The 19,465-nt window shown below is 39.8% G+C and carries 16 protein-coding genes; 6 read left to right on the forward strand and 10 right to left on the reverse strand.

Features of this window, described 5'->3' with window-relative positions:
* Nucleotides 1–371: 371 nt before the first annotated feature.
* From E5N72_RS06490 to E5N72_RS06515, 6 genes are all read right to left on the reverse strand, one after another.
* Nucleotides 372–3,299: a TonB-dependent receptor gene (locus tag E5N72_RS06490; RefSeq protein WP_135923725.1), complete on the reverse strand. Its 2,928-nt coding sequence runs from the start codon at nucleotides 3,297–3,299 to the stop codon at nucleotides 372–374.
* A gap of 502 nt (nucleotides 3,300–3,801) precedes the next feature.
* Nucleotides 3,802–5,082 carry a glutamate-1-semialdehyde 2,1-aminomutase gene (hemL, locus tag E5N72_RS06495; RefSeq protein ID WP_063706269.1) on the reverse strand — a complete coding sequence of 427 codons (1,281 nt, stop codon included), beginning with the start codon at nucleotides 5,080–5,082 and terminating at the stop codon, nucleotides 3,802–3,804.
* Nucleotides 5,083–5,154: 72 nt separating this feature from the next.
* Nucleotides 5,155–6,171 (reverse strand): aspartate carbamoyltransferase, encoded by a 1,017-nt coding sequence (locus tag E5N72_RS06500; RefSeq protein WP_135923726.1) that lies wholly within the window; start codon nucleotides 6,169–6,171, stop codon nucleotides 5,155–5,157.
* A 104-nt stretch (nucleotides 6,172–6,275) separates the two neighbouring features.
* A complete protein-coding gene (locus E5N72_RS06505) occupies nucleotides 6,276–6,710 on the reverse strand; it encodes a CopD family protein (RefSeq protein ID WP_135923727.1) in 435 nt (144 codons plus the stop codon).
* A gap of 20 nt (nucleotides 6,711–6,730) precedes the next feature.
* A complete protein-coding gene (locus E5N72_RS06510; protein ID WP_135923728.1) occupies nucleotides 6,731–8,413 on the reverse strand; it encodes a chloride channel protein in 1,683 nt (560 codons plus the stop codon).
* An 88-nt stretch (nucleotides 8,414–8,501) separates the two neighbouring features.
* Complete coding sequence (locus tag E5N72_RS06515) at nucleotides 8,502–9,842, reverse strand: hypothetical protein (RefSeq protein WP_135923729.1); 1,341 nt, start codon at nucleotides 9,840–9,842, stop codon at nucleotides 8,502–8,504.
* A 234-nt stretch (nucleotides 9,843–10,076) separates the two neighbouring features.
* Here E5N72_RS06515 and erpA point away from each other — a divergent pair, with 234 nt between their 5' ends.
* Both erpA and E5N72_RS06525 read left to right on the forward strand, forming a co-directional pair.
* The gene (gene erpA, locus E5N72_RS06520; protein ID WP_135923730.1) at nucleotides 10,077–10,415 is read left to right on the forward strand and encodes an iron-sulfur cluster insertion protein ErpA; all 339 of its coding nucleotides are present in this window, start codon (nucleotides 10,077–10,079) and stop codon (nucleotides 10,413–10,415) included.
* An 887-nt stretch (nucleotides 10,416–11,302) separates the two neighbouring features.
* Entirely contained in the window at nucleotides 11,303–11,542 is a 240-nt protein-coding gene (locus E5N72_RS06525) for a helix-turn-helix transcriptional regulator (protein ID WP_054562310.1), read from the forward strand.
* Nucleotides 11,543–11,659: 117 nt separating this feature from the next.
* On the opposite strand, the gene E5N72_RS06530 is transcribed toward E5N72_RS06525, so the two are convergent.
* From E5N72_RS06530 to E5N72_RS06545, 4 genes are read right to left on the reverse strand one after another with little or no spacing between them, the layout of a single operon-like run.
* Nucleotides 11,660–13,039 (reverse strand): MFS transporter, encoded by a 1,380-nt coding sequence (locus E5N72_RS06530; protein WP_135923731.1) that lies wholly within the window; start codon nucleotides 13,037–13,039, stop codon nucleotides 11,660–11,662.
* Nucleotides 13,040–13,077: 38 nt separating this feature from the next.
* Complete coding sequence (locus E5N72_RS06535; protein ID WP_135923732.1) at nucleotides 13,078–13,695, reverse strand: peptidylprolyl isomerase; 618 nt, start codon at nucleotides 13,693–13,695, stop codon at nucleotides 13,078–13,080.
* A 2-nt stretch (nucleotides 13,696–13,697) separates the two neighbouring features.
* Complete coding sequence (locus E5N72_RS06540; RefSeq protein WP_135923733.1) at nucleotides 13,698–14,249, reverse strand: YajG family lipoprotein; 552 nt, start codon at nucleotides 14,247–14,249, stop codon at nucleotides 13,698–13,700.
* 13 nt (nucleotides 14,250–14,262) lie between these two features.
* Complete coding sequence (locus E5N72_RS06545) at nucleotides 14,263–15,396, reverse strand: methyltransferase (RefSeq protein ID WP_135926244.1); 1,134 nt, start codon at nucleotides 15,394–15,396, stop codon at nucleotides 14,263–14,265.
* Between the two features lie 42 nt (nucleotides 15,397–15,438).
* Between E5N72_RS06545 and E5N72_RS06550 the strand changes: the two genes are divergently transcribed.
* From E5N72_RS06550 to E5N72_RS06565, 4 genes are all read left to right on the forward strand, one after another.
* Nucleotides 15,439–16,026 carry an alpha-ketoglutarate-dependent dioxygenase AlkB gene (locus E5N72_RS06550; RefSeq protein ID WP_135923734.1) on the forward strand — a complete coding sequence of 196 codons (588 nt, stop codon included), beginning with the start codon at nucleotides 15,439–15,441 and terminating at the stop codon, nucleotides 16,024–16,026.
* A gap of 73 nt (nucleotides 16,027–16,099) precedes the next feature.
* Complete coding sequence (locus E5N72_RS06555; protein WP_135923735.1) at nucleotides 16,100–16,411, forward strand: BolA/IbaG family iron-sulfur metabolism protein; 312 nt, start codon at nucleotides 16,100–16,102, stop codon at nucleotides 16,409–16,411.
* A 167-nt stretch (nucleotides 16,412–16,578) separates the two neighbouring features.
* Nucleotides 16,579–17,772, forward strand: a complete 1,194-nt coding sequence (gene fabV / locus E5N72_RS06560) for an enoyl-ACP reductase FabV (RefSeq protein ID WP_135923736.1) — start codon at nucleotides 16,579–16,581, stop codon at nucleotides 17,770–17,772.
* 349 nt (nucleotides 17,773–18,121) lie between these two features.
* Nucleotides 18,122–19,465, forward strand: a complete 1,344-nt coding sequence (locus E5N72_RS06565; protein ID WP_135923737.1) for a Na(+)-translocating NADH-quinone reductase subunit A — start codon at nucleotides 18,122–18,124, stop codon at nucleotides 19,463–19,465.

The raw sequence follows: 19,465 nt of genomic DNA on the forward strand, positions 1-19,465 counted from the left end.
AATTTTGTATGTTGTAGATTGCCATGAATGCACTTTCTTCAGTGCTTCTGGCAAGCAAGCTGACGTTTATTGAGTTTGAATTGCAGTACTTTATTGGATGACTTGTAGAATAATTAGTTATTCTTGTATGCCTAAATCAGACATTGATGCTGTGAAAGCTATTAACCTACCATTAGTATGATTTTATTTTGAAGTCTTGCTCCTTCCTCATGCTTTCACTTGTATTTTATAAGGTTGCTTGATTGTTACTCGATTTACTTCAGATAAATATCGACTAATTATTGCAGCACTATTAATTGTAAATATTAAAAAATAAAAGCCTCATAATGAGGCTTTTAGAATCGTTGCTTATCTTACTAATTTAATCGAAATTAAAAGTCATAAGAAGCAGATAGTTGGACTCGACGAGGAGATTGATAACTTTCCGCTAAACCAAATGTTGCACTGTCATCACCAGCCGCTATTTCAGCAACTTCGTCATAACGAGTTGCTGTAGCTGCATCAAATACATTGAAAATATCTAATGCGAAGCGTACTTTTTGGTCATTAAAATGCAGGTTGTACGTAAAGTTAAGATCTAATCGCGCTGTCCAGGGAGTTGTTCCCATGCTGCCGCGAGGGTAGCGTTTATCACCAACATAATAAGTATCGCCATAATCATATAAGTCTGGGTTTGGTGTATAGCCCGCACCTAATGCTGTCCAAGGACGACCAGAAGCAACATTTAGATTTGCGCCTACTAAGAAGTTTTCAGTAACTGCGTATGCACCGTAAACTTTAATATTGTGACGACGGTCTGCTGGTAAGTTACCGTTAGCACCATCCATAAGATAAGGGTAATCCCAGTCTTGTGTTAAACCAGCATCATCTTGACCATTATCAGATTTAACAAAACCTTCTGTGTTACCGTAGTTATGTGACCAAGTGTATAGTGCTTTTAAAGACCAAACCTCATCCCAACTTTTCTCAATTGAAAGGTCAACGGCAGCGTAACGACGTTTAGCTTCAGGATAACCTAGCTCTTCAGCTGTGAAACTATACTCTTCAGTTACACCGTCACCATCTAAGTCAAAATTAAATGTTGCGCCATTACCTGGGTTGAATAAGAACCAGTTTTCACCAAGATATTCACCATTTTCATCTCTAAAGATGTATGAGCCATCATCTATTTGATTGCCTAGTGTGCGGTATGTACCTTTGATGCTCCAAGACCAGTCATCATTAATCGCTGCTTGATAACCTACAATGATTTCATCATTATACATAGGCTCAAGGTCTTTATCTGCTAGGGTGTTTGAAGGTTTTGCAGTTCCGTCACCACCATTTGAAATTGCGATATCACCTAATTGATTGCTCAAACCTACAGGAGTACCGTCAGCATTAAGACCCTCATACTCATACCAAGTGTGGATATAAGTTTCGGCACCTGCAAGGCGAATGTTCGTATTTGCAGCAACAGGTAAGTAATATCGACCTGCGGTAATAAATAATTTACTGTCACCGTCACCATTGATATCCCAAGATGCACCTAATCTTGGCGCAATTTGGTTATCAATAGATACAAATTCATCACCATCAGCATTGTAGTTTGTGAAACTGTCATTACGTAGACCTAAAGTTAACGTTAAGTTATCTGTAACAGCCCATTGATCTTCGATATAAATCGCCCAGTTTTCAACTTCAAATGCACCACCATTCTTATAGTTACGTACGCGAGTTGTTTTCATTTCTTCTGGAAGAATATAACCGTTTGGAAGGCGAGCACCTTCTTCGTATGTTCTGTAGTAGTAGTAAATACCACCAGAGTTAATCGTAGTTGCATCTGATGTATTGGTTTCTGAGTCATAACCAAATCTTAATGTATGCTCATCATTTAAGTACCAATCAAAGTCAACGCGCAATTGCTCGCGCTTATCTTCATTGGCGCCTACAGTGAAGTTTACATAACAGGTAGTATCAACACCTAAGTCTGCGTCATAGCCAGTAGGGCAGTCATCAAAGTCAGAATAATCAGTTTCTGAGAATTTAACTTCACCATACATAGCTGACATGCTTAAGTCATCAGTTAGGTTACCTGTATAACGTACTGCAAAACTTTCACCACCGCGTTTGTGATAAGCTGTACCGCCATCTACTGTGTAGTTACCAACGCCATTAGGATCTTCGATTGTGCTTTCTGAGTATGTGCGTTCATCGCTAAAACCCCAAAGCATTAATTGATGATCATCATTAATGTTCCAGTCAATACGTGCTAGATAGTAAGGGTCATCATCTTTTTCTTTTGTTAGAGAGGTTTGAGAAGCGTTACCGTACTCTTCTTCGATATCACGGAATGTATAAATTCCGTAGAAGAAAAGCGTATCTTCAATTAGTGCACCTGAAGCATAAATATTTGTTTCAAATGAGTTTACATAGTCATCTTGGTTGTTAACAAATAAATCACCAATACAGTGACCATCAGCAGCCTCACAACGATCATTTTGTAAGTAAACTGAATTTGGTGCTTGTTCTCTTAATGAATCAGGAGAGTAAATTGACTCAACACCAAAGTGAAAGTCATTCGTACCTGATTTTGTTACTGCAGAGATTAGGCCACCAGTTGTTCGACCAAACTCAGACGAATAACCACCAGTCTTAATTTGGAAGCTATCATATGCTGAGAATGGAATGGTTGCGCCACCTAAACCGTTACGGAAGTTAGTCATATTAAGACCATTTACGTAATATGCGTTTTCTGCGACAGATGAGCCACCGAATGATGCTTGATCACCAAAGCGACTATCACCTTCAGTTGCACCAGGGGCTAGTAAAGCAACTGATGTTAATGAACGAGCAACCGGTAATAATTCAAGTTCTTCTGAACTAATGTTCAATGATGATTCCGTAACCGAAACGTCAACAGCACGAACTGCGCCACCAACAACTGCAATACGTTCTATATTACCTTCAACCAATGGAATCTCGAGTAGTGCAGTTTTACCAACACCGATAATTACATCGTTAATCTGTGCTTTTTCAAAACCAGCTTGTGACACTGTTACATTATATTTACCAACAGGTACTTGGTTAAGATTAAACTGGCCATTTGCATCTGCAATGAGAGTTTTTTCATAACCTTTTGACTTATCGGTAATGGTGATTGTTGCACCAGCTAAAGAAACACCAGACTGAGTAATGATGTTACCTTTGATTGCACCATTAACATTGTCAGCCATAGCAGGCATTGCTGCACTTAAGGTCATAGCAACAGCTGCAGCTGTGAATGAACGCTTAAATGTTTTTGAAAAGTTGTTTTTCATTGAGCTTTCCCTGTGAAATTTTAGATTTTTGATTTGTTATTGTTTGTTAATAACTATCACGCTTTGTTTTTTATTTATTTGGGGTTTTAACCATTAAATAAAGCGTGAAACAAATTGGTAACATATTAGGGACATACAGATCAATTTTTTATATTACAAATACGATAAACTTACAAAAAAACGCCTTGGAACGATCTAAAGTTGATATTTTTTGCTTTTTTATACAAAAAATACACAGATGTAATTTGATGTAATTGCGTTAAGTAAATTTTAATTCTATTTTTAATTCTTATAAAACAGTTTGTTGGGAATTTTATGTCGTTTTCGTTACATTTTAAAATATAAATGCAGGAAAAAATCATTTGGTTTGTATAAATGATGTTTTAATTATAATATTTTTTGGTTTTTAATTTTCGAAAATAATCTTATCTATTATTTTCTGAGGGGGGGAATGTTTGGAAGTATAGGCCACCGATTAAAAGTGACCTATATTATTTTCGGTTTAAAGCTTCGCGAATGCACGCTCTGCGGCTGCAATAGTATCGTTGATTTCTTTTTCTGAGTGTTCAGCACACACAAAGCCAGCTTCGAAAGCAGAAGGAGCTAGGTAAACGCCTTCTTCAAGCATTAAGTGGAAGAACTTCTTAAAACGCTCTAAATCACACTCAGTCGCTTGTTGGTAGCTAGTTACTTTTTCTTTATCAGTAAAGAAGAAGCCGTACATACCACCTGCATAGTTTGTTGTAAGTGCAATGCCTGCTTTTTTCGCAGCGGCTTCAAAGCCTTCACAAATAGCTTTACTTTTAGCTTCTAGTTCATCGTGTAGGCCTTCAGCACATAATAGCTCAAGTGACTTTAAGCCTGCTGCCATGGCAATTGGGTTGCCTGATAATGTACCCGCTTGATAAACAGGGCCAACAGGTGCGATGAAATCCATGATTTCTTTTTTACCGCCAAATGCACCCACTGGCATACCGCCACCGATCACTTTACCTAAACAAGTAAGGTCTGGTTTGATGTTGTAGTAAGCTTGTGCGCCACCTAAAGCAACACGGAAACCTGTCATTACTTCATCAAAAATAAGCACAGATTTGTATTCATCACACACCTCACGCAGACCTTCTAAGAAGCCTGGTACAGGTGGAATACAGTTCATGTTGCCAGCAACTGGCTCAACGATGATACAAGCGATTTCGTCAGCGTATTTTGCGAAAATGGCTTTTACTTCATCAAGGTTGTTAAACGACACCGTTAATGTGTGCTTAGCGAAGTCTTCAGGAATACCTGGTGAGTTAGGTACACCCATAGTCAGCGCGCCTGAGCCTGCTTTTACAAGTAGTGAGTCAGCATGACCATGGTAACAGCCTTCAAACTTTAAGATTTTGTCACGGCCAGTGAAGCCACGCGCTAAGCGAATTGCACTCATGGTTGCTTCAGTACCTGAGCTTACCATGCGTACTTTTTCGATTGATGGTACCAGCTCTTTTACTTTCTCGGCCATTAAGATTTCAGTTTCGGTTGGCGCACCATAGCTTAAGCCATTTTCAACGGCTTCTAATACCGCTTGTTTAATAGCAGGGTGGTTATGACCCATGATCATTGGTCCCCATGAACCAACGTAATCGATATAACGGTTACCATCAGCATCAAAGGTAAAAGGACCTTCTGCTTTAGTGATGAATAAAGGAGTACCGCCAACGCCATTGAAGGCACGAACTGGTGAGTTTACACCGCCTGGGATTGATTCTTGCGCGCGATTAAAAAGATCTTGGCTAATTGTCATGAATAGTCCTATTGGGTTGTCACGTTAAATGAGTTGGTTTGTAAGGGCTCAGAGAGCCCAAAACGAAGCGAGTTAACTATTACGTTTACGGCTAAACCAAGGCACGTCGACTTCATATTGCTCAACTTTGTCGGCAACATCTAAGGTTAGAGCAAACAACGCCATGCGGATTAACACGCCATTTTGAACTTGGCGGAAAATTGCTAGGTTGTCGTTGCTATTTAAATCGTTATCAAGCTCGTTTGCTTCTAAACGGCTGTCACGAGGCAGTGGGTGCATCAGTACTGAGTTTGGCTTACAGTGTGCATTGTAAATTGCTTGGCTGATACGAAAACCACCACGGTATTTGTTCGCTTCTTCTTGTGAAGGGAAGCGCTCTTCTTGAATGCGGGTTTGATATACAATATCAGCCGCCAAGTTGCCTTCCATTTTATCTACTAGTTGAATTTTATGACCGGCCTTATCAACAGCATCTAAAATGTAGTCTGGCATTTGTAAGCCATCAGGTGCCACCATAGAGAACTTAACGTCTTTATAATGACACAGTAACTTAGATAAAGAGTGCACAGTACGGCCGTATTTTAAATCACCCACTAGGGCAATGTGCATACCGTCGATACTTTGGTTAAAACGGCCAAGTTCACGTTCAATCGTTAGTAAGTCAAGTAGGGCTTGAGTTGGGTGCTCATTTGGGCCGTCACCGCCATTGATTACTGGTACATCACACCCAGTGGCAAACTCAGCAACGGAGCCTGCATCAGGGTGGCGCATTGCGACTGCATCTGCATACGCAGAGATAACACGAGCGGTGTCATATAACGATTCACCTTTTGCTAGCGCAGAGCTTTGCATGCCTGTTGTTTCGCGGACTAAGCCACCTAGTAAGTTAAATGCGGTACCAAAACTTACGCGAGTACGTGTGCTTGGTTCAAAGAACAAGTTCGCTAAAATTGCGCCCTCTAAAACATTGGTGCGCTTTTGCTTTTTAGCATAAGGCTCCATTTTCTTAGCAACTGCAAAAATACGTTCAATACAATCTCGATCAAGCTGATTGACCGACAGGATATTTTCACCTTGGAAACTTAGCATGGGGTTTGTTCCTAATCACATTTATAGGGCGCTGGCACTCGGTATGGGAGGCCGCATAAATTTGCGCAATACTATAGCAAATTTTTAGCGGACACAGCAGCAAATTATAAGTTAGGTTTAATAATTGCCAGTGCCACTATAGCTAAAAGGATGAGTACCGGAACTTCATTAAAAATACGGTAAAAGCGATCGCTACGTTTATTGCGATCATGCTTAAAATCAGCCAGTAATTTAAAGCAGTAGCCATGATAGATATAAAGAATAATCACTAATACCAGTTTGTAGTGCAGCCACATGCTGTATCTAAACCAATCACGACCATATTCAAAAATCGTTAATACGCCAAACACGAGTGTTAATACGGCAAACGGCGTAACGAAATAAAGTAAACGTCGCTCCATGACTTTTAGCATTGAGTTACAGGCTTTTTCTTCACTCATTGCGTGGTAAACGAATAGCCGAGGCAGGTAAAAAATACCGGCAAACCAAGCGATCATAAAGAACACATGAAACGTTTTATAAACTAATAGCGCAGTCATTTAAGTATCCATTTTAATTGTTATAACAAACTGTTGCGTATGGTAAGGATATGCCTGATTTGATCCCAACGCAAAAGACCCATAATTTGTTGGTTATCAAGTAGGTTGTATATATACACCGCACCGCTGCGTTTATCTTTCAGTAAATCAAAGGCATCGGCTAACGTTGCTTGGCTACTTAGCCCAGTAAGGTTGACGTATTTGATATTACTGTTTTGGTCAGACATTAGACTTAAATCATATTCAGCAAGACGATAGCCGTTTTCTTCATCATGCACAATAAGCGGCGTTTGGCTATCAAGGGCATCAAGCGATTCTTTGATTTGCTGTTTGTCATCACTGTAGAGTAACTTGAATTGTTCATCCATTTCAGCCATGACTCCGACTTTTTGTAACGCTTCGGTGGCTGGCGATATTTGATACTCAAGCCCTTGGAAATCAAGTTGCTGCATAAAAATAGAGCGGTTACCAAAAAACTGCAGTGCCGTGACATAAGCCGTTGAGATCACCAGCATGGCTGGCACAATAATCTCTGGACTTGAGGTTAACTCCATAACCGTAGTGAGTGCAGCAAGTGGTGCGTGCAATGTAGCTGCCAATAATCCTGCCATGCCAAGCATGCTGTAGGTACCAGTAATATCAACTCCCGGGCTAATAAACTGAGCAAAAAAAGCCATTAAAGTGCCCATTAATACCCCAAGCCCAATTACAGGACCGATGATCCCGCCAGGAATACCCAAGCCAATAGCAAATAAGGTGGCGAGTAATTTGGCAATCAAGATGGTAGTTAAAAACTGCACATCATCTGGTGACTCAATGGCAATAGTGATTGCACTCATACCTGAGCCCATTGCATGGGGAACCATATAAGCAATTAAGCTTGCGATTAAACCTGCCAGTAATAGGCGAGGGAACATGCTTAACGGTTTAAAGGTGCGGATTATAAGCATCAAGTTTTGGTTAAATGCATAAGCAACAGCACCAAGTGCCATACCAAAGATGATTAAAAATGGGTAATGCCAACCACTCAATGGATTCATAGTAATAAGTGCAAGCTCAGAAGCGTCACCAAATACAAATTGAGTCGCTAATGCGCCGGTTACCGCAGCGAGCATGATGGGCACGAAAATATGCACTTTATATTCTCTAAGCACCACCTCCATTACGAAAATAACGGCTGCAAGCGGGGTGTTAAATGAGGCGGCGATACCGGCTGCAACACCACACCCTGTTAGGGTACGCATTGCATTGTGTGGAAGGTGTAATTTATCGGCCAGTAAGCTGGCGCCCGTTGCACCCATATGTACCGAAGGGCCTTCTCGACCTACCGAAAAACCACTTATCAGGGCTAATGCACCACCGACAAATTGGTTCACCGTGTTGTAAAGCGGCATATGACCATAGTGTTTTTTAATGCGGTGTATTACAAATGGAATGCCAAGGCGATAATGCTTAAAGCCAGTTAGAGCTGCGAATAGAGCAATTAATAAGGCGGCACTGACCGGAAGAAGAACTCGTTCAAGAGTGGGTAGTGTTGAGAAGTCATCAGGCTTCTCAAGAAATAAACTCTGGAAAAACATGATAGTGAGGCGAAAAAGAATGATTAAAACTGCCGCAATTAACCCTGCACTTACACCAAGTAAGCACAACTGCACAGATGTTTTAGGCTTTGCTAAACGACGTCTTAGTCTTTCAAGCCACATGCATATTTCCTCACAGCACTTTTGAGCCGCAGTTTAGCAAATCAAATTCACTAAGTCCTTGTGATTTTGAAATTAATAAGTAATTTACTCAATGAATGTTATCGGTACGGTTACTATTCAGCTGATCCGTTAGAGAAGGCAAATGTGCTTTAATTGCATGAGATAGTTCGGGGACAAGCCCAGCATGTTTTTTATGTACAACAGTATTGACTGTCATTTGTCTTAGTACAACAACTTCAAATTCTTTTCGCAAGTTATGAATATCAATTTCAAGTGCAGGGTAGAGCACATTGTCAACTCGGCCTTTCTTTAGCATTCTTAATATATGGTTTAAATCTTCATTTAGAATTACACGCGCTTGAATATTAAACTCCTTGAGCAATTCAAGGTCTCCCATCGAGCTCATAATACTAATGTTTTTATCGTCTAAGTTAGTACGGTTACATGTTTCAGATTTACGACATATTAAGACAATATTTACGGTACCTAAGCTTGGTTCAACGACGATAATATCATCGAACTTACTTAGGTTGCTTTTTGAACGAACTATATCCCCATCGACTATCCCAGCATTAAGTAATAGCACTCCTCTGCGAGAGGGCACGGCCTGAAGTTGAGTTTTGATATTTAATTCATCATAAACAGTTTCCATAAACTGTTTGAATGGCGCTATATGAGGGATATCTATATAGGTAAATAATAACTTTTTGGGTTTTATATAGTGTGTTGTCGATTGTGAATTGTCATCAAAAAAGCTCTGTAGTTGAGCTAGTTTGCTTTGATTCTCTAGTGTGTTTTTAATACCAATAACGAGTGGGAAATCTGTAAATTGTCTGACTATTTTCGGTTGAGGTAACCCCTTTTCAATAGCAAAATAACCTAAAATCTCAGGAGCAGAAATGACAAACTTAACCTGATTAGTCGTTAATAAGATGAATAACTGCTCATCGGTGGCGACTCGAATGATGCTGTCATCATAAGCTTGAATTATGTTCTCAATATATCCAGGATAGACATAAGAGTCGACTACAGCCACTTTATTATCACTAAAGAGCTTTTCTAAATTATCAAATGCTTGTTCATTCTGTTGATTTGTTAACACAGCAAGTTGTGAGTTAAAAATAGTAGGCGAAGCGATAAAGCCTGGTTTTATTTCCGAGAGCCAAGCTGGGTAGTAACCTAGATACCCCGGTTGTTCGGCCTTTTCGATTGCATCTTGCCATGGTAAGTATTCAACATTAAGCTCAATTCCTTGTTTTGCAAGTGTGTTTCTCAATGAAGCAATCGCATTACCGCCATTTGCCATTTTACTGCTGGCATAGGGAGGAACTTCTAAAGATGTAATTTTCCATGTTTCATTATCAGCAGCAGTGACACTACCCGACAAACCCAGCATTAATAGGATGAGTGGCAACAAATAGGTTCGCATAAAACAATATCATCATTGATCGTTCAGTAATTATACGCCTAAATTATAACCTTTTTGTATTTTTATTGGTCTTTTTAGCTAAAACGCGGGCAATCCTATTATCTAAGATGATGAGTTTAAAGTGTATAGCCTACCCGTGCTGTTATTAAGTACGGATATTGCTCCCTTGAGATACTTGATTAAAACACTCGGGTATTAGATAATCGCCACATTATAGGTTTTGAGGGTCTTGGTATGTCTGATGAGTTGCCAATTAAGTTCAGCGATGCAGCAGCTGTTCGTGTTAAACAGTTAATCGAAGAAGAAGAGAATCCGGATCTAAAGCTACGTGTTTATGTAACAGGTGGTGGTTGTTCTGGGTTTCAGTACGGTTTTACTTTTGATGAAAAAGCCAACCCTGGCGATTTAGAGATTGAAAAAAACGGTGTTACCTTAGTGGTCGACCCGATGAGTATTCAATACTTAGTCGATGGTACGGTAGATTATACTGAAGGGTTAGAGGGCGCACGTTTCTTCGTTAACAACCCTAACGCAACAACAACTTGTGGTTGCGGAGCTAGCTTTAGCGTTTAAAATTTTTTTGAAAAAGCCACTTGATGTGGCTTTTTTATTGTTCATACTCTCTTAATCCCTTCATTAATGCACTCACGCATCAGCAGCTAGCTGAAAATACACATCAATCAACCTGTTCAGATCGCATTGCCAAAGTTAAGGGCTGAGTTTGAAAGCTTGGTTGTTGAGTAAGAACTTATAAAAGGAATAGGTTCATTTTGAGGTTCTAGGCATGCATCTATATAAGGGTATTGTGTTGTGGTTCAGTCAGTAAACGTCGTTGCTGCAATAGGTTATTGCAGTAATTGGCAGATTGGTATTCGAGACCATACGACACAGTTCTCCTTGCTTATTAGTGCTAAGAAAACGAAATCGTTAGCTCGTTTAGGTAACTTCGTTGCGCCTTGATTAATAATAAGTGACTCTAGTGTTGAGTCACTTTAATCATCAGTAAAAAAAAGCCCAAAACGAATACAGAGGCGATTAATATATATACAAATCCTTTTTTCCCCTGCTTAATTGGTACACGATTGTGTCTAAGAAACAGGTACCACGCTACACAGAGTACAATTGGCAACAAAAATAATATACGAAACATTTCTTAACCTTTTTCAGTATTTACATACACTTTAAGCATAAATTTACAGTTTATAAAGCGATAATTTAAGTGTGATAAGGTTTCAATTGATTAATTTTTTGGTACAGTTAACAACTGGCAATAGAGCACATGCTTTAATTTTAGCTACAATTAAGTTTGTTTAACTATGCGGTCCATTCCTAAAAGAAGGACATTTGTATAATTATTCATCCAAAGCATAAGTTATTAGTATATAATGTGTTCAGGAGTGAGACGGGCAAAATTTCACTCTAAATTTTTAATTTAAATCATCTAGTAGGAGATGTATTTTATGATGGGTAAAACAGTTTCTTCTGAAGAAAACTCAAAATTAACGAAATGGCTTAAGACGAAGCGCCATGAGAAAGGTCACACAATGCGCAGTCTTGCACAAGTGTTAGGTACGCCTCACTCTTTTATTGGTAAAATTGAAAACCAAGAGCGTCGTTTAGATGTTATTGAGTTTATGCGTTATTGTGATGCGCTAGAAGTTGACCCATACGAAGGTCTTAACTTATTAAAAGACGCATAATTGTTGACTACCCAGAAGTTTTTAACTTCTAGCATATAGTATGAATAGTGCATGGATGCACTATTTAAGCCCTGCTATTGTAATCCCTATACTTTATTTACATATGTTTTTATTTTGTTAATTGTTTTTGTGGTAGTTGTTTTCTAACGCATAAAGCTTATGGCGAATTAAGAACAAAAATACCAATGATGGAATAACCATAAGTGCTGTTAGCACAAAAAACATGGCCCAGTTACCATCTAACCAATCATCAATTACAACGCCGCTGTAACTTGAAAGCAAAGTTCTACCTAAATTACCTAATGAGGCAAGAAGCGCGTAATGCGTTGCACTAAATGCTCTGTCGCAGAGCATAGATATAAATGCCACCATAGCAACGAGAGACCATGCTTGGGTAAAGCCATCAACGATAATGGCAAAGGCATACAGACTCAATTTAGGGCCCGCAATAGCAATCCAAGCAAAAGCTAAGTTTGAAGCAGCCATCGCAATACCACTAATAAACAAGCCCTTTACAATGCCATAGCGTTGATTAAATAGACTCCCTAAGAATGTGAACGCGATGGTAAGCACTGCAGTGCCCACTTTCGAGAAGGTGGCAATGTCACTATTCGTAAAGCCTACTTCTTTATAGAACACAATAGACATTCGCCCTAAAAAGGCTTCACCAATTTTAAATAAGAAGATAAAAGCTAATAATGCGAGTGCTGTTTTAACACCATTACGCGCAAAGAAGGTTTTGAATGGATCAATAACAGTTACAGCAAGCCATGCGATTATTTTTGTCAGTTTGCTTTGTTTGGCACCAGCTAACTTTTGTTGGTAAGTGCGTTCAAGTTCAGCTTGCACAAGTTCGCGGTTAGAATCAGGCTCTTTTGCCCAAAAAACACTGCTCATCAGTAATAACATGACAACAGATAAGAAAAAATAAACTTCAGGCCAGTCAATTGATGGAATGTCAGCTAAATAAAAAGGCAAGGCACCAAGTAAAGCATAGCCACTCCACCAACCTGATGTTGCCATCGCTGCTGCAGCGGTAGCTTTATGGCTTTCATTCTCGGCTAAGGTATCAATACGAAATGCATCAATAGCAATATCTTGGGTCGCAGATGCAATAGCAATGACTAAACAAATTGCCGCTGCAAACCAGAGGTTAGCTTTAATATCTAAACCTGCTAGTGCAAAGGTGCCAATAAAAATGACTGACTGGCACAATAAAATCCAGCTGCGGCGCTGACCAAGCCAATTGAATAAGAATGGTAACTTGACGCGGTCAACTAATGGAGACCATAAAAAGTTAATACTGTAAGCACCGAAAACTATACCAAATAAGCCGATCATGCTTCGGCTTAGGCCCTCATCTTTTAACCATGCCGACAAAACAGAGCCAATCAACACCCATGGAAAGCCACTGCTGATACCAAAGATAAAAATGTTGATTAAACGTTTGTCTTTGAAATACGAAAAGTACTCTGAAATTGAAAGCGGGTTTGTCATAGTATTGCCAATTGATGGGGCTAAGAAGCCCCTAATTATTATTGATTAGCGTCAAGCACTTTAACGTTTAAAATAACGATAGGTGTTTTTGGTACAAAGCTGTAACCAATTTTTTCGTTGTATGCGGTTTCTGTACGCATAATTTTATCAAGTGTTTCATAGCCATCCATAACCATACCAAATACGGCAAAGCCCCAATCGCGGCCCGGGTTTAAATGGTCATTGTCGTCCATGTTAAAAAAGAATTGGCGAGTGCCTGAGTGCGGCTTACGGTCTTGGTACGCCATAGCGATACTGTACATATCATTTTTTAAGCCATTACCACTTTCGTTAAAAATAGGGTCGTATTCGTGCAAGCCATCGTAGTCTTTGTCATAACCCCCGCCTTGGATCACAAAATCGCGTTCGTTATCGTCGTCGCGTTCTACACGGTGAAAAACACTGCCTTGGTAACTGCCATCAGCAACGTAGGTTAAAAAGTTATTCACGGTAATCGGCGCACGAGAGCGGTCCATTTCAACCACGATGCTGCCAAGTGTCGTGACAATTTCAACACGTGGAAACATATTGTCTTTTTGAATAAACTTACCTTCAGTTGCTGCAAATGAACTGTGAGCAAATAATAAAATAAAACTGAGTAAGAGAATGCGCTTCATAGTTACCCCTCTAAATAAGCGATTAATTCTGGGTCAGATACAATGCGGGTAATTAATTGTTCAGTCAACTTATTAAGCTGACTTTCAATTTTCGCACGGTCATGACTTAAAGGCCCTTCTAAATTAGCACCACCTCGATACACCTTACTAAAGTTGCTGTTATTTCTGATCACACGAACACCTAACTCAATACTGGCAACACTTGTGTGTGTTATCAGTTTTTCAGTTACGACGGCTTGTAGTTTATGAATGTCAACTTCAAAGCGAGTTGTTGCAAGGTTAGAAATATTGGCTCCATTTCTACTCAATGCGCTATCGAGGGTACTCTTGAGCGAATCTGCTATTCCTGGGCTGGCTAAAGTCTTCACTTTACCGGATTCAATGATTTTTAGAGTGACATTATCACCTCTTAAATCAATAACACTGGTACTTACGTTGCTATCTATATGGGTGATTTTACCACTTTGATAAACAGGGTTTAAAATTAGCTGATTAGGCTGATTACTACACCCAGCAAGCGCTAATAATGCACATAAAGAAAGTAACTTTCTCATCTAGATTGCTCCATCAATGATTTTTAGTTGCACTAAGTACGACAAACTTTTTGTTAGAACCTAATAGTTTGCAATTGCCGAACATGCGCTTTAGTTTTTCATGGTAGTCGAGGTGGCGATTACCGATAATCCTTAATTCACCACCTTGTTTAAGAGTATGTTTGGCTTGTTTAAACATTTGCCAAGCGATGTGATCAGTCACAGCTTGTGCTTGGTGAAACGGTGGGTTACATAAAACAAGGTCAGCACTGTCAGGTTCAAAACCGGTTAAGCAATCGTTTTGTATAAACTCACATTGCTCAAGTTGTTCAGGTAGATTGTGGGTAACATTTAGTTTTGCTGATTCAACGGCCATATACGATTCGTCAACAAAAGTGACATGGGCTTTAGGGCAGCGTTTTAAAGTCATCAAGCCAACTACGCCGTTGCCACAGCCTAAATCAATAATACGACGAGCTTTGCTAGTTTGTGGTAAATAGTTAAAGAAAAAACGTGCGCCAATGTCTAACGAATCTCTAGAAAATACATTCGCATGGTTTTGAATTTCAAATTCACTGCCTTCAAGTGGCCAACTTACAGGGAAGGGGGCTTTTTTATCAAAGCCACTGGTTTTACTGATTACTAAGCGAGACTTTTTAACTGCTAAGCTGGTTGAGGTATCACCAATATACTGATTAAAGGCTTTAATTGTTGAATTATGGATATCTTTGGTCTTACCTGCGGCAATAACTGCAATGTCTTTAGGAAGAGCTGCGCTAATAGCTGCAAGCTGATGCTGTAAATAGCCTAAATTGCGGGGCACTTTTAAGATCACTAAATCAACCTGGCTTGGTAAAGCTTGTAATGAATGAAGCTGCTTAACTGAATCAATCGTTAACTCATTGGCTTTTAAATTGTAACGTGTTGCTTGATGACCAATATACGAATCGTTAACTGAATAAACTGTTAATGAACTGAATGCGCAAGCAAGTGCGCCAAAGCTGTCATTCAAAATGAGCACTGAATTTGCGTCAGGATGATGTTCTTGTACATAATTGACAAGGTATTCATCACCAGAATCCCAGGCTTGAAGACTGCGATTTTTTTGATCTAAAGGAAAACGTTCTAGGGTATAGGTGTTATCACCGAGCTGTGCTTGGGTGGTCATCATGATTTTACGATAAGTATTTAAGTATAGGTAAATTCTAACATGCAACAGCCAAACGCCAACCCTAATCATTTACCTGAGGGGTTTTCTTATCAAGCGAAGGCTTTAAGTGCGCAAAAAAGTCTCGATTTATTTTATTACCTACAGCAGCATCTTAATTGGCAGCAGCCTTCTATTAAAGTTTATGGAAAAAGTCATGTGATCCCCCGTTTGCAGTGCTTTATTGCTGATCCGAATGTTAATTATAGCTATTCAGGGTCCCAGCTAATTGTTGAACCTTGGCCAGCGGTGCTTGATGCCATGCGTAAACGTTTAACAGCGCAATTGCAGATACCTTTTAATGCATTATTGGTAAATTTATACCGTGATGGTCAAGATTGTATGGGCTGGCACAGCGATGATGAAAAAGAGCTCGGCCAGCAGCCGACTATCGCATCAATATCTCTGGGGGCTGAGCGGAAATTCAAAATAAAGCATAAACATACTAATGAGCAACACGATCTTATTTTACAAAGTGGTAGCTGCTTAATTATGAATGGCCATAGTCAGCGTGATTACCAGCATTGCTTGCCCAAACAACAAAGGTTAAAACATCCTCGAATTAATCTTACCTTTCGCTCAATACGATAAAATTATTGGTAAAATGAGCTACGCCCTTGATATAGTAACGGCCAATTATTTTGCAATTAAAGGTCTATGACACATGTCAATGCAACAACAAATTGAGGAAAAGCTCGCTGCGGGTATCGAATGTAAACACCTGAATGTTGTCAATGAAAGCCATATGCATAGCCGTGGAACCGAATCGCATTTTAAAGTGGTGGTTGTGAGTGAAGAGTTTGCAGGTAAACGCTTACTTGCCCGACATCGTCAAATTAATGAGCTATTAAAAGATGAATTAGCAAACCACATTCATGCATTAGCGATCCACACATTTACTCCTGAAGAGTTTAGTGAACAACAAGGACAGGCACCTGAATCACCTAAATGCTTAGGGGGCTCAAAGTTCGACTAAATTAGTAGGACAGTCACCCAAAGTTAAGTGGACAGTCACTCTAAATGGGTGCTTACCCCAGAAAGATTTCAGTGGGTCTGAACAGTTTTATACTGATCAGACCTGTATTTTAACTATTAGCCTTTAAACTAGCGCTAATTTTTATTGTGATAGATATAGGATGATCAATGGTCATTAAGCCTAAAATTCGTGGATTTATTTGCACTAACGCACACCCGGTAGGCTGTGCTGAGCATGTACAAGAACAAATTAACTATGTGAAAGCGCAAGGACCACTGAGCAACGCACCAAAGAATGTACTCGTTATTGGTGCGTCTACTGGGTACGGCCTAGCCTCGCGTATTACTGCTGCGTTTGGTGGCGGTGCGAAAACGTTAGGTATTTTCTTTGAAAAAGAAGGTAGCGAGCGTAAAACAGGCTCTGCAGGTTGGTATAATACTGCAGCATTTCAAGCGGCAGCTGAAGAAGCAGGTTTGTGGTCTAAGAATATCAATGGCGATGCGTTTTCTAACGAAATTAAGCAAAAAGCAATTGATACTATCAAAGCTGATCTAGGTAAAGTTGATTTAGTTATCTACAGCCTTGCGTCTCCTCGTCGTACTGATCCAAATACGGGCGAAACTTACTCGTCAACGCTTAAGCCAATTGGTTCTGATATCACAACGAAGAATCTAAACACTTCAAAGCGTGTGATTGATGAAGTAACGGTTGAAGCAGCAAGCCAAGAAGACATCGACAATACAATTAAAGTTATGGGCGGTGAAGATTGGGAAATGTGGATTGACGCATTAAAAGAAGCGGATGTTCTTGCTGATAACTTCAAAACGACTGCCTACACATATATTGGTAAAGAATTAACCTGGCCAATTTACGGTCATGCGACAATCGGTAAAGCCAAAGAAGATCTTGACCGTGCAACGCAAGCAATCAAAGAGTCTACGAAAGACTTAAATGGTGAAGCGTATGTGTCTTCATTAAATGCGGTTGTAACACAAGCAAGCTCGGCAATTCCAATTATGCCTTTATATATTTCTGCTTTATTCAAAGTAATGAAAGCAGACGGTACATATGAAGGCACAATAGAGCAAATTCACGCGTTATTTACTGAAAACCTTTACGGTGAGACGCCACGTTTTGATGACGGTGGTCACTTATTCCAAAATTACAAAGAGTTAGAAGATGATGTTCAAGCTCGTGTACAACATGTTTGGGATACTGTAGATACAGATACCATTGACGAATTAACGGATTACGTGGGTTACCACAACGAATTTTTACGTTTATTCGGTTTTGGTATCGACAGTGTAGATTACGAGCAAGATGTGAATCCTGATGTTGCGATTTCGCAGCTTATCGATTAATCGATAAACAAACTTTATTTTGAAAAGTCGCTTTTTTAAGCGACTTTTTATGTTTGTGGATGAAAATAAATCTGCATCAATAGCACTTTGGTCTATATTGAATTTTATTCAAATGGTTTTTGTAGTCTAAATAATCACATCTGTCGTATAAATTTCATATTTGCTCTCGCATAGTCACCCTGATTGATGTTAAAATTCGGGTAATATATGTGAGGAGTTTACTGCGTTGCTTGTTTGGGGTGTTAAACAGGCTATTCTTTGATATTTAGAATTTAACCTGAGCATATCAAAAGGCGACGTGGTTGGTACGATTTTTCAGTTTCTTTCCGTTAATGTAATGCAAGTGCGTATGATCAACATAAAAAAAGGTCTGGATTTACCGATAGAGGGCGCACCTCAGCAAGTTATTCATGATGGTTCTGCCGTCAAACGTGTAGCTGTGCTAGGTGAAGAATATATTGGTATGCGTCCAACCATGCATGTTCGCGTGGATGACCAAGTCAAAAAAGGCCAGGTACTTTTTGAAGACAAAAAGAACCCAGGCGTCTTATTTACTGCACCAGCTTCTGGGGTAGTAAAAGAAATTAATCGTGGTGCTAAACGTGTGCTGCAATCTGTTGTTATTGAAGTTAATGGCAGTGAGCAAATCACCTTTGACTCTTTCAAGGCCGATGAGCTTTCGAGCTTAGACCGTGAAAAAGTGAAAGAAGTACTGGTTCAGTCAGGTCAATGGACAGCACTACGTGCTCGCCCATTCAGCAAAGTAGCTGCTTTGGATGCAAATCCTAGCTCTATCTTTGTAACGGCTATCGACACTAACCCGCTAGCTGCAGATCCTGCAGTGATCATTGCTGAAAACACTCAAGCATTTGAAGCTGGTTTAGCTGTGGTATCTCGTTTAACTGACGGCAAAGTATTTGTTTGTAAACAAGCTGGTAGCCAAGTGCCTAGTTCATCAATCCCTCAAGTAGAAGTACATGAGTTTGGTGGCAAACATCCGGCTGGCCTTGTTGGTACACACATTCATCACTTAGACCCAGTTTCTGCTAGCAAGCAGGTTTGGCACTTAGGTTACCAAGACGTAATCGCGTTTGGTAATTTGTTCCTGACAGGTGAAATATTCACAGACCGTGTTGTTTCTCTTGCTGGTCCTCGTGTTAAAAACCCACGCTTAGTTAGAACTCAGCTTGGCGCATCTTTAGATGATTTAGTTGCTGGCGAATTAGAAGACGGTGATAACCGTGTGATTTCTGGTTCAGTGCTGTCAGGTGCTATTTCTCAAGGTCCACATGCGTTCTTAGGTCGTTACCATGTTCAAGTATCTGTATTACTTGAAGGTCGCGAAAAAGAGCTATTCGGTTGGATTGCACCAGGTGCTAATAAGTTCTCAGTAACACGTACCTTCTTATCTCACCTAACACCAAGCCGTCTATTTAACATGACGACTTCAACAGGTGGTTCGAAGCGTGCCATGGTTCCAATTGGTAGCTATGAGCGTGTTATGCCTTTAGACATCCTACCTACACTATTATTACGTGATTTAATCGCACGTGATCTTGATGGTGCAATTTCGTTAGGTGCGCTAGAGCTTGATGAAGAAGATTTAGCATTATGTACCTTCGTTTGTCCAGGTAAATACGAGTATGGTTCAATCCTACGCGATTGCTTGACTACGATCGAGAAGGAAGGCTAG

Origin of the sequence: Pseudoalteromonas sp. MEBiC 03607 (genome assembly GCF_004792295.1) — a bacterium.
In the GTDB taxonomy this organism is placed as follows: domain Bacteria; phylum Pseudomonadota; class Gammaproteobacteria; order Enterobacterales; family Alteromonadaceae; genus Pseudoalteromonas; species Pseudoalteromonas lipolytica_C.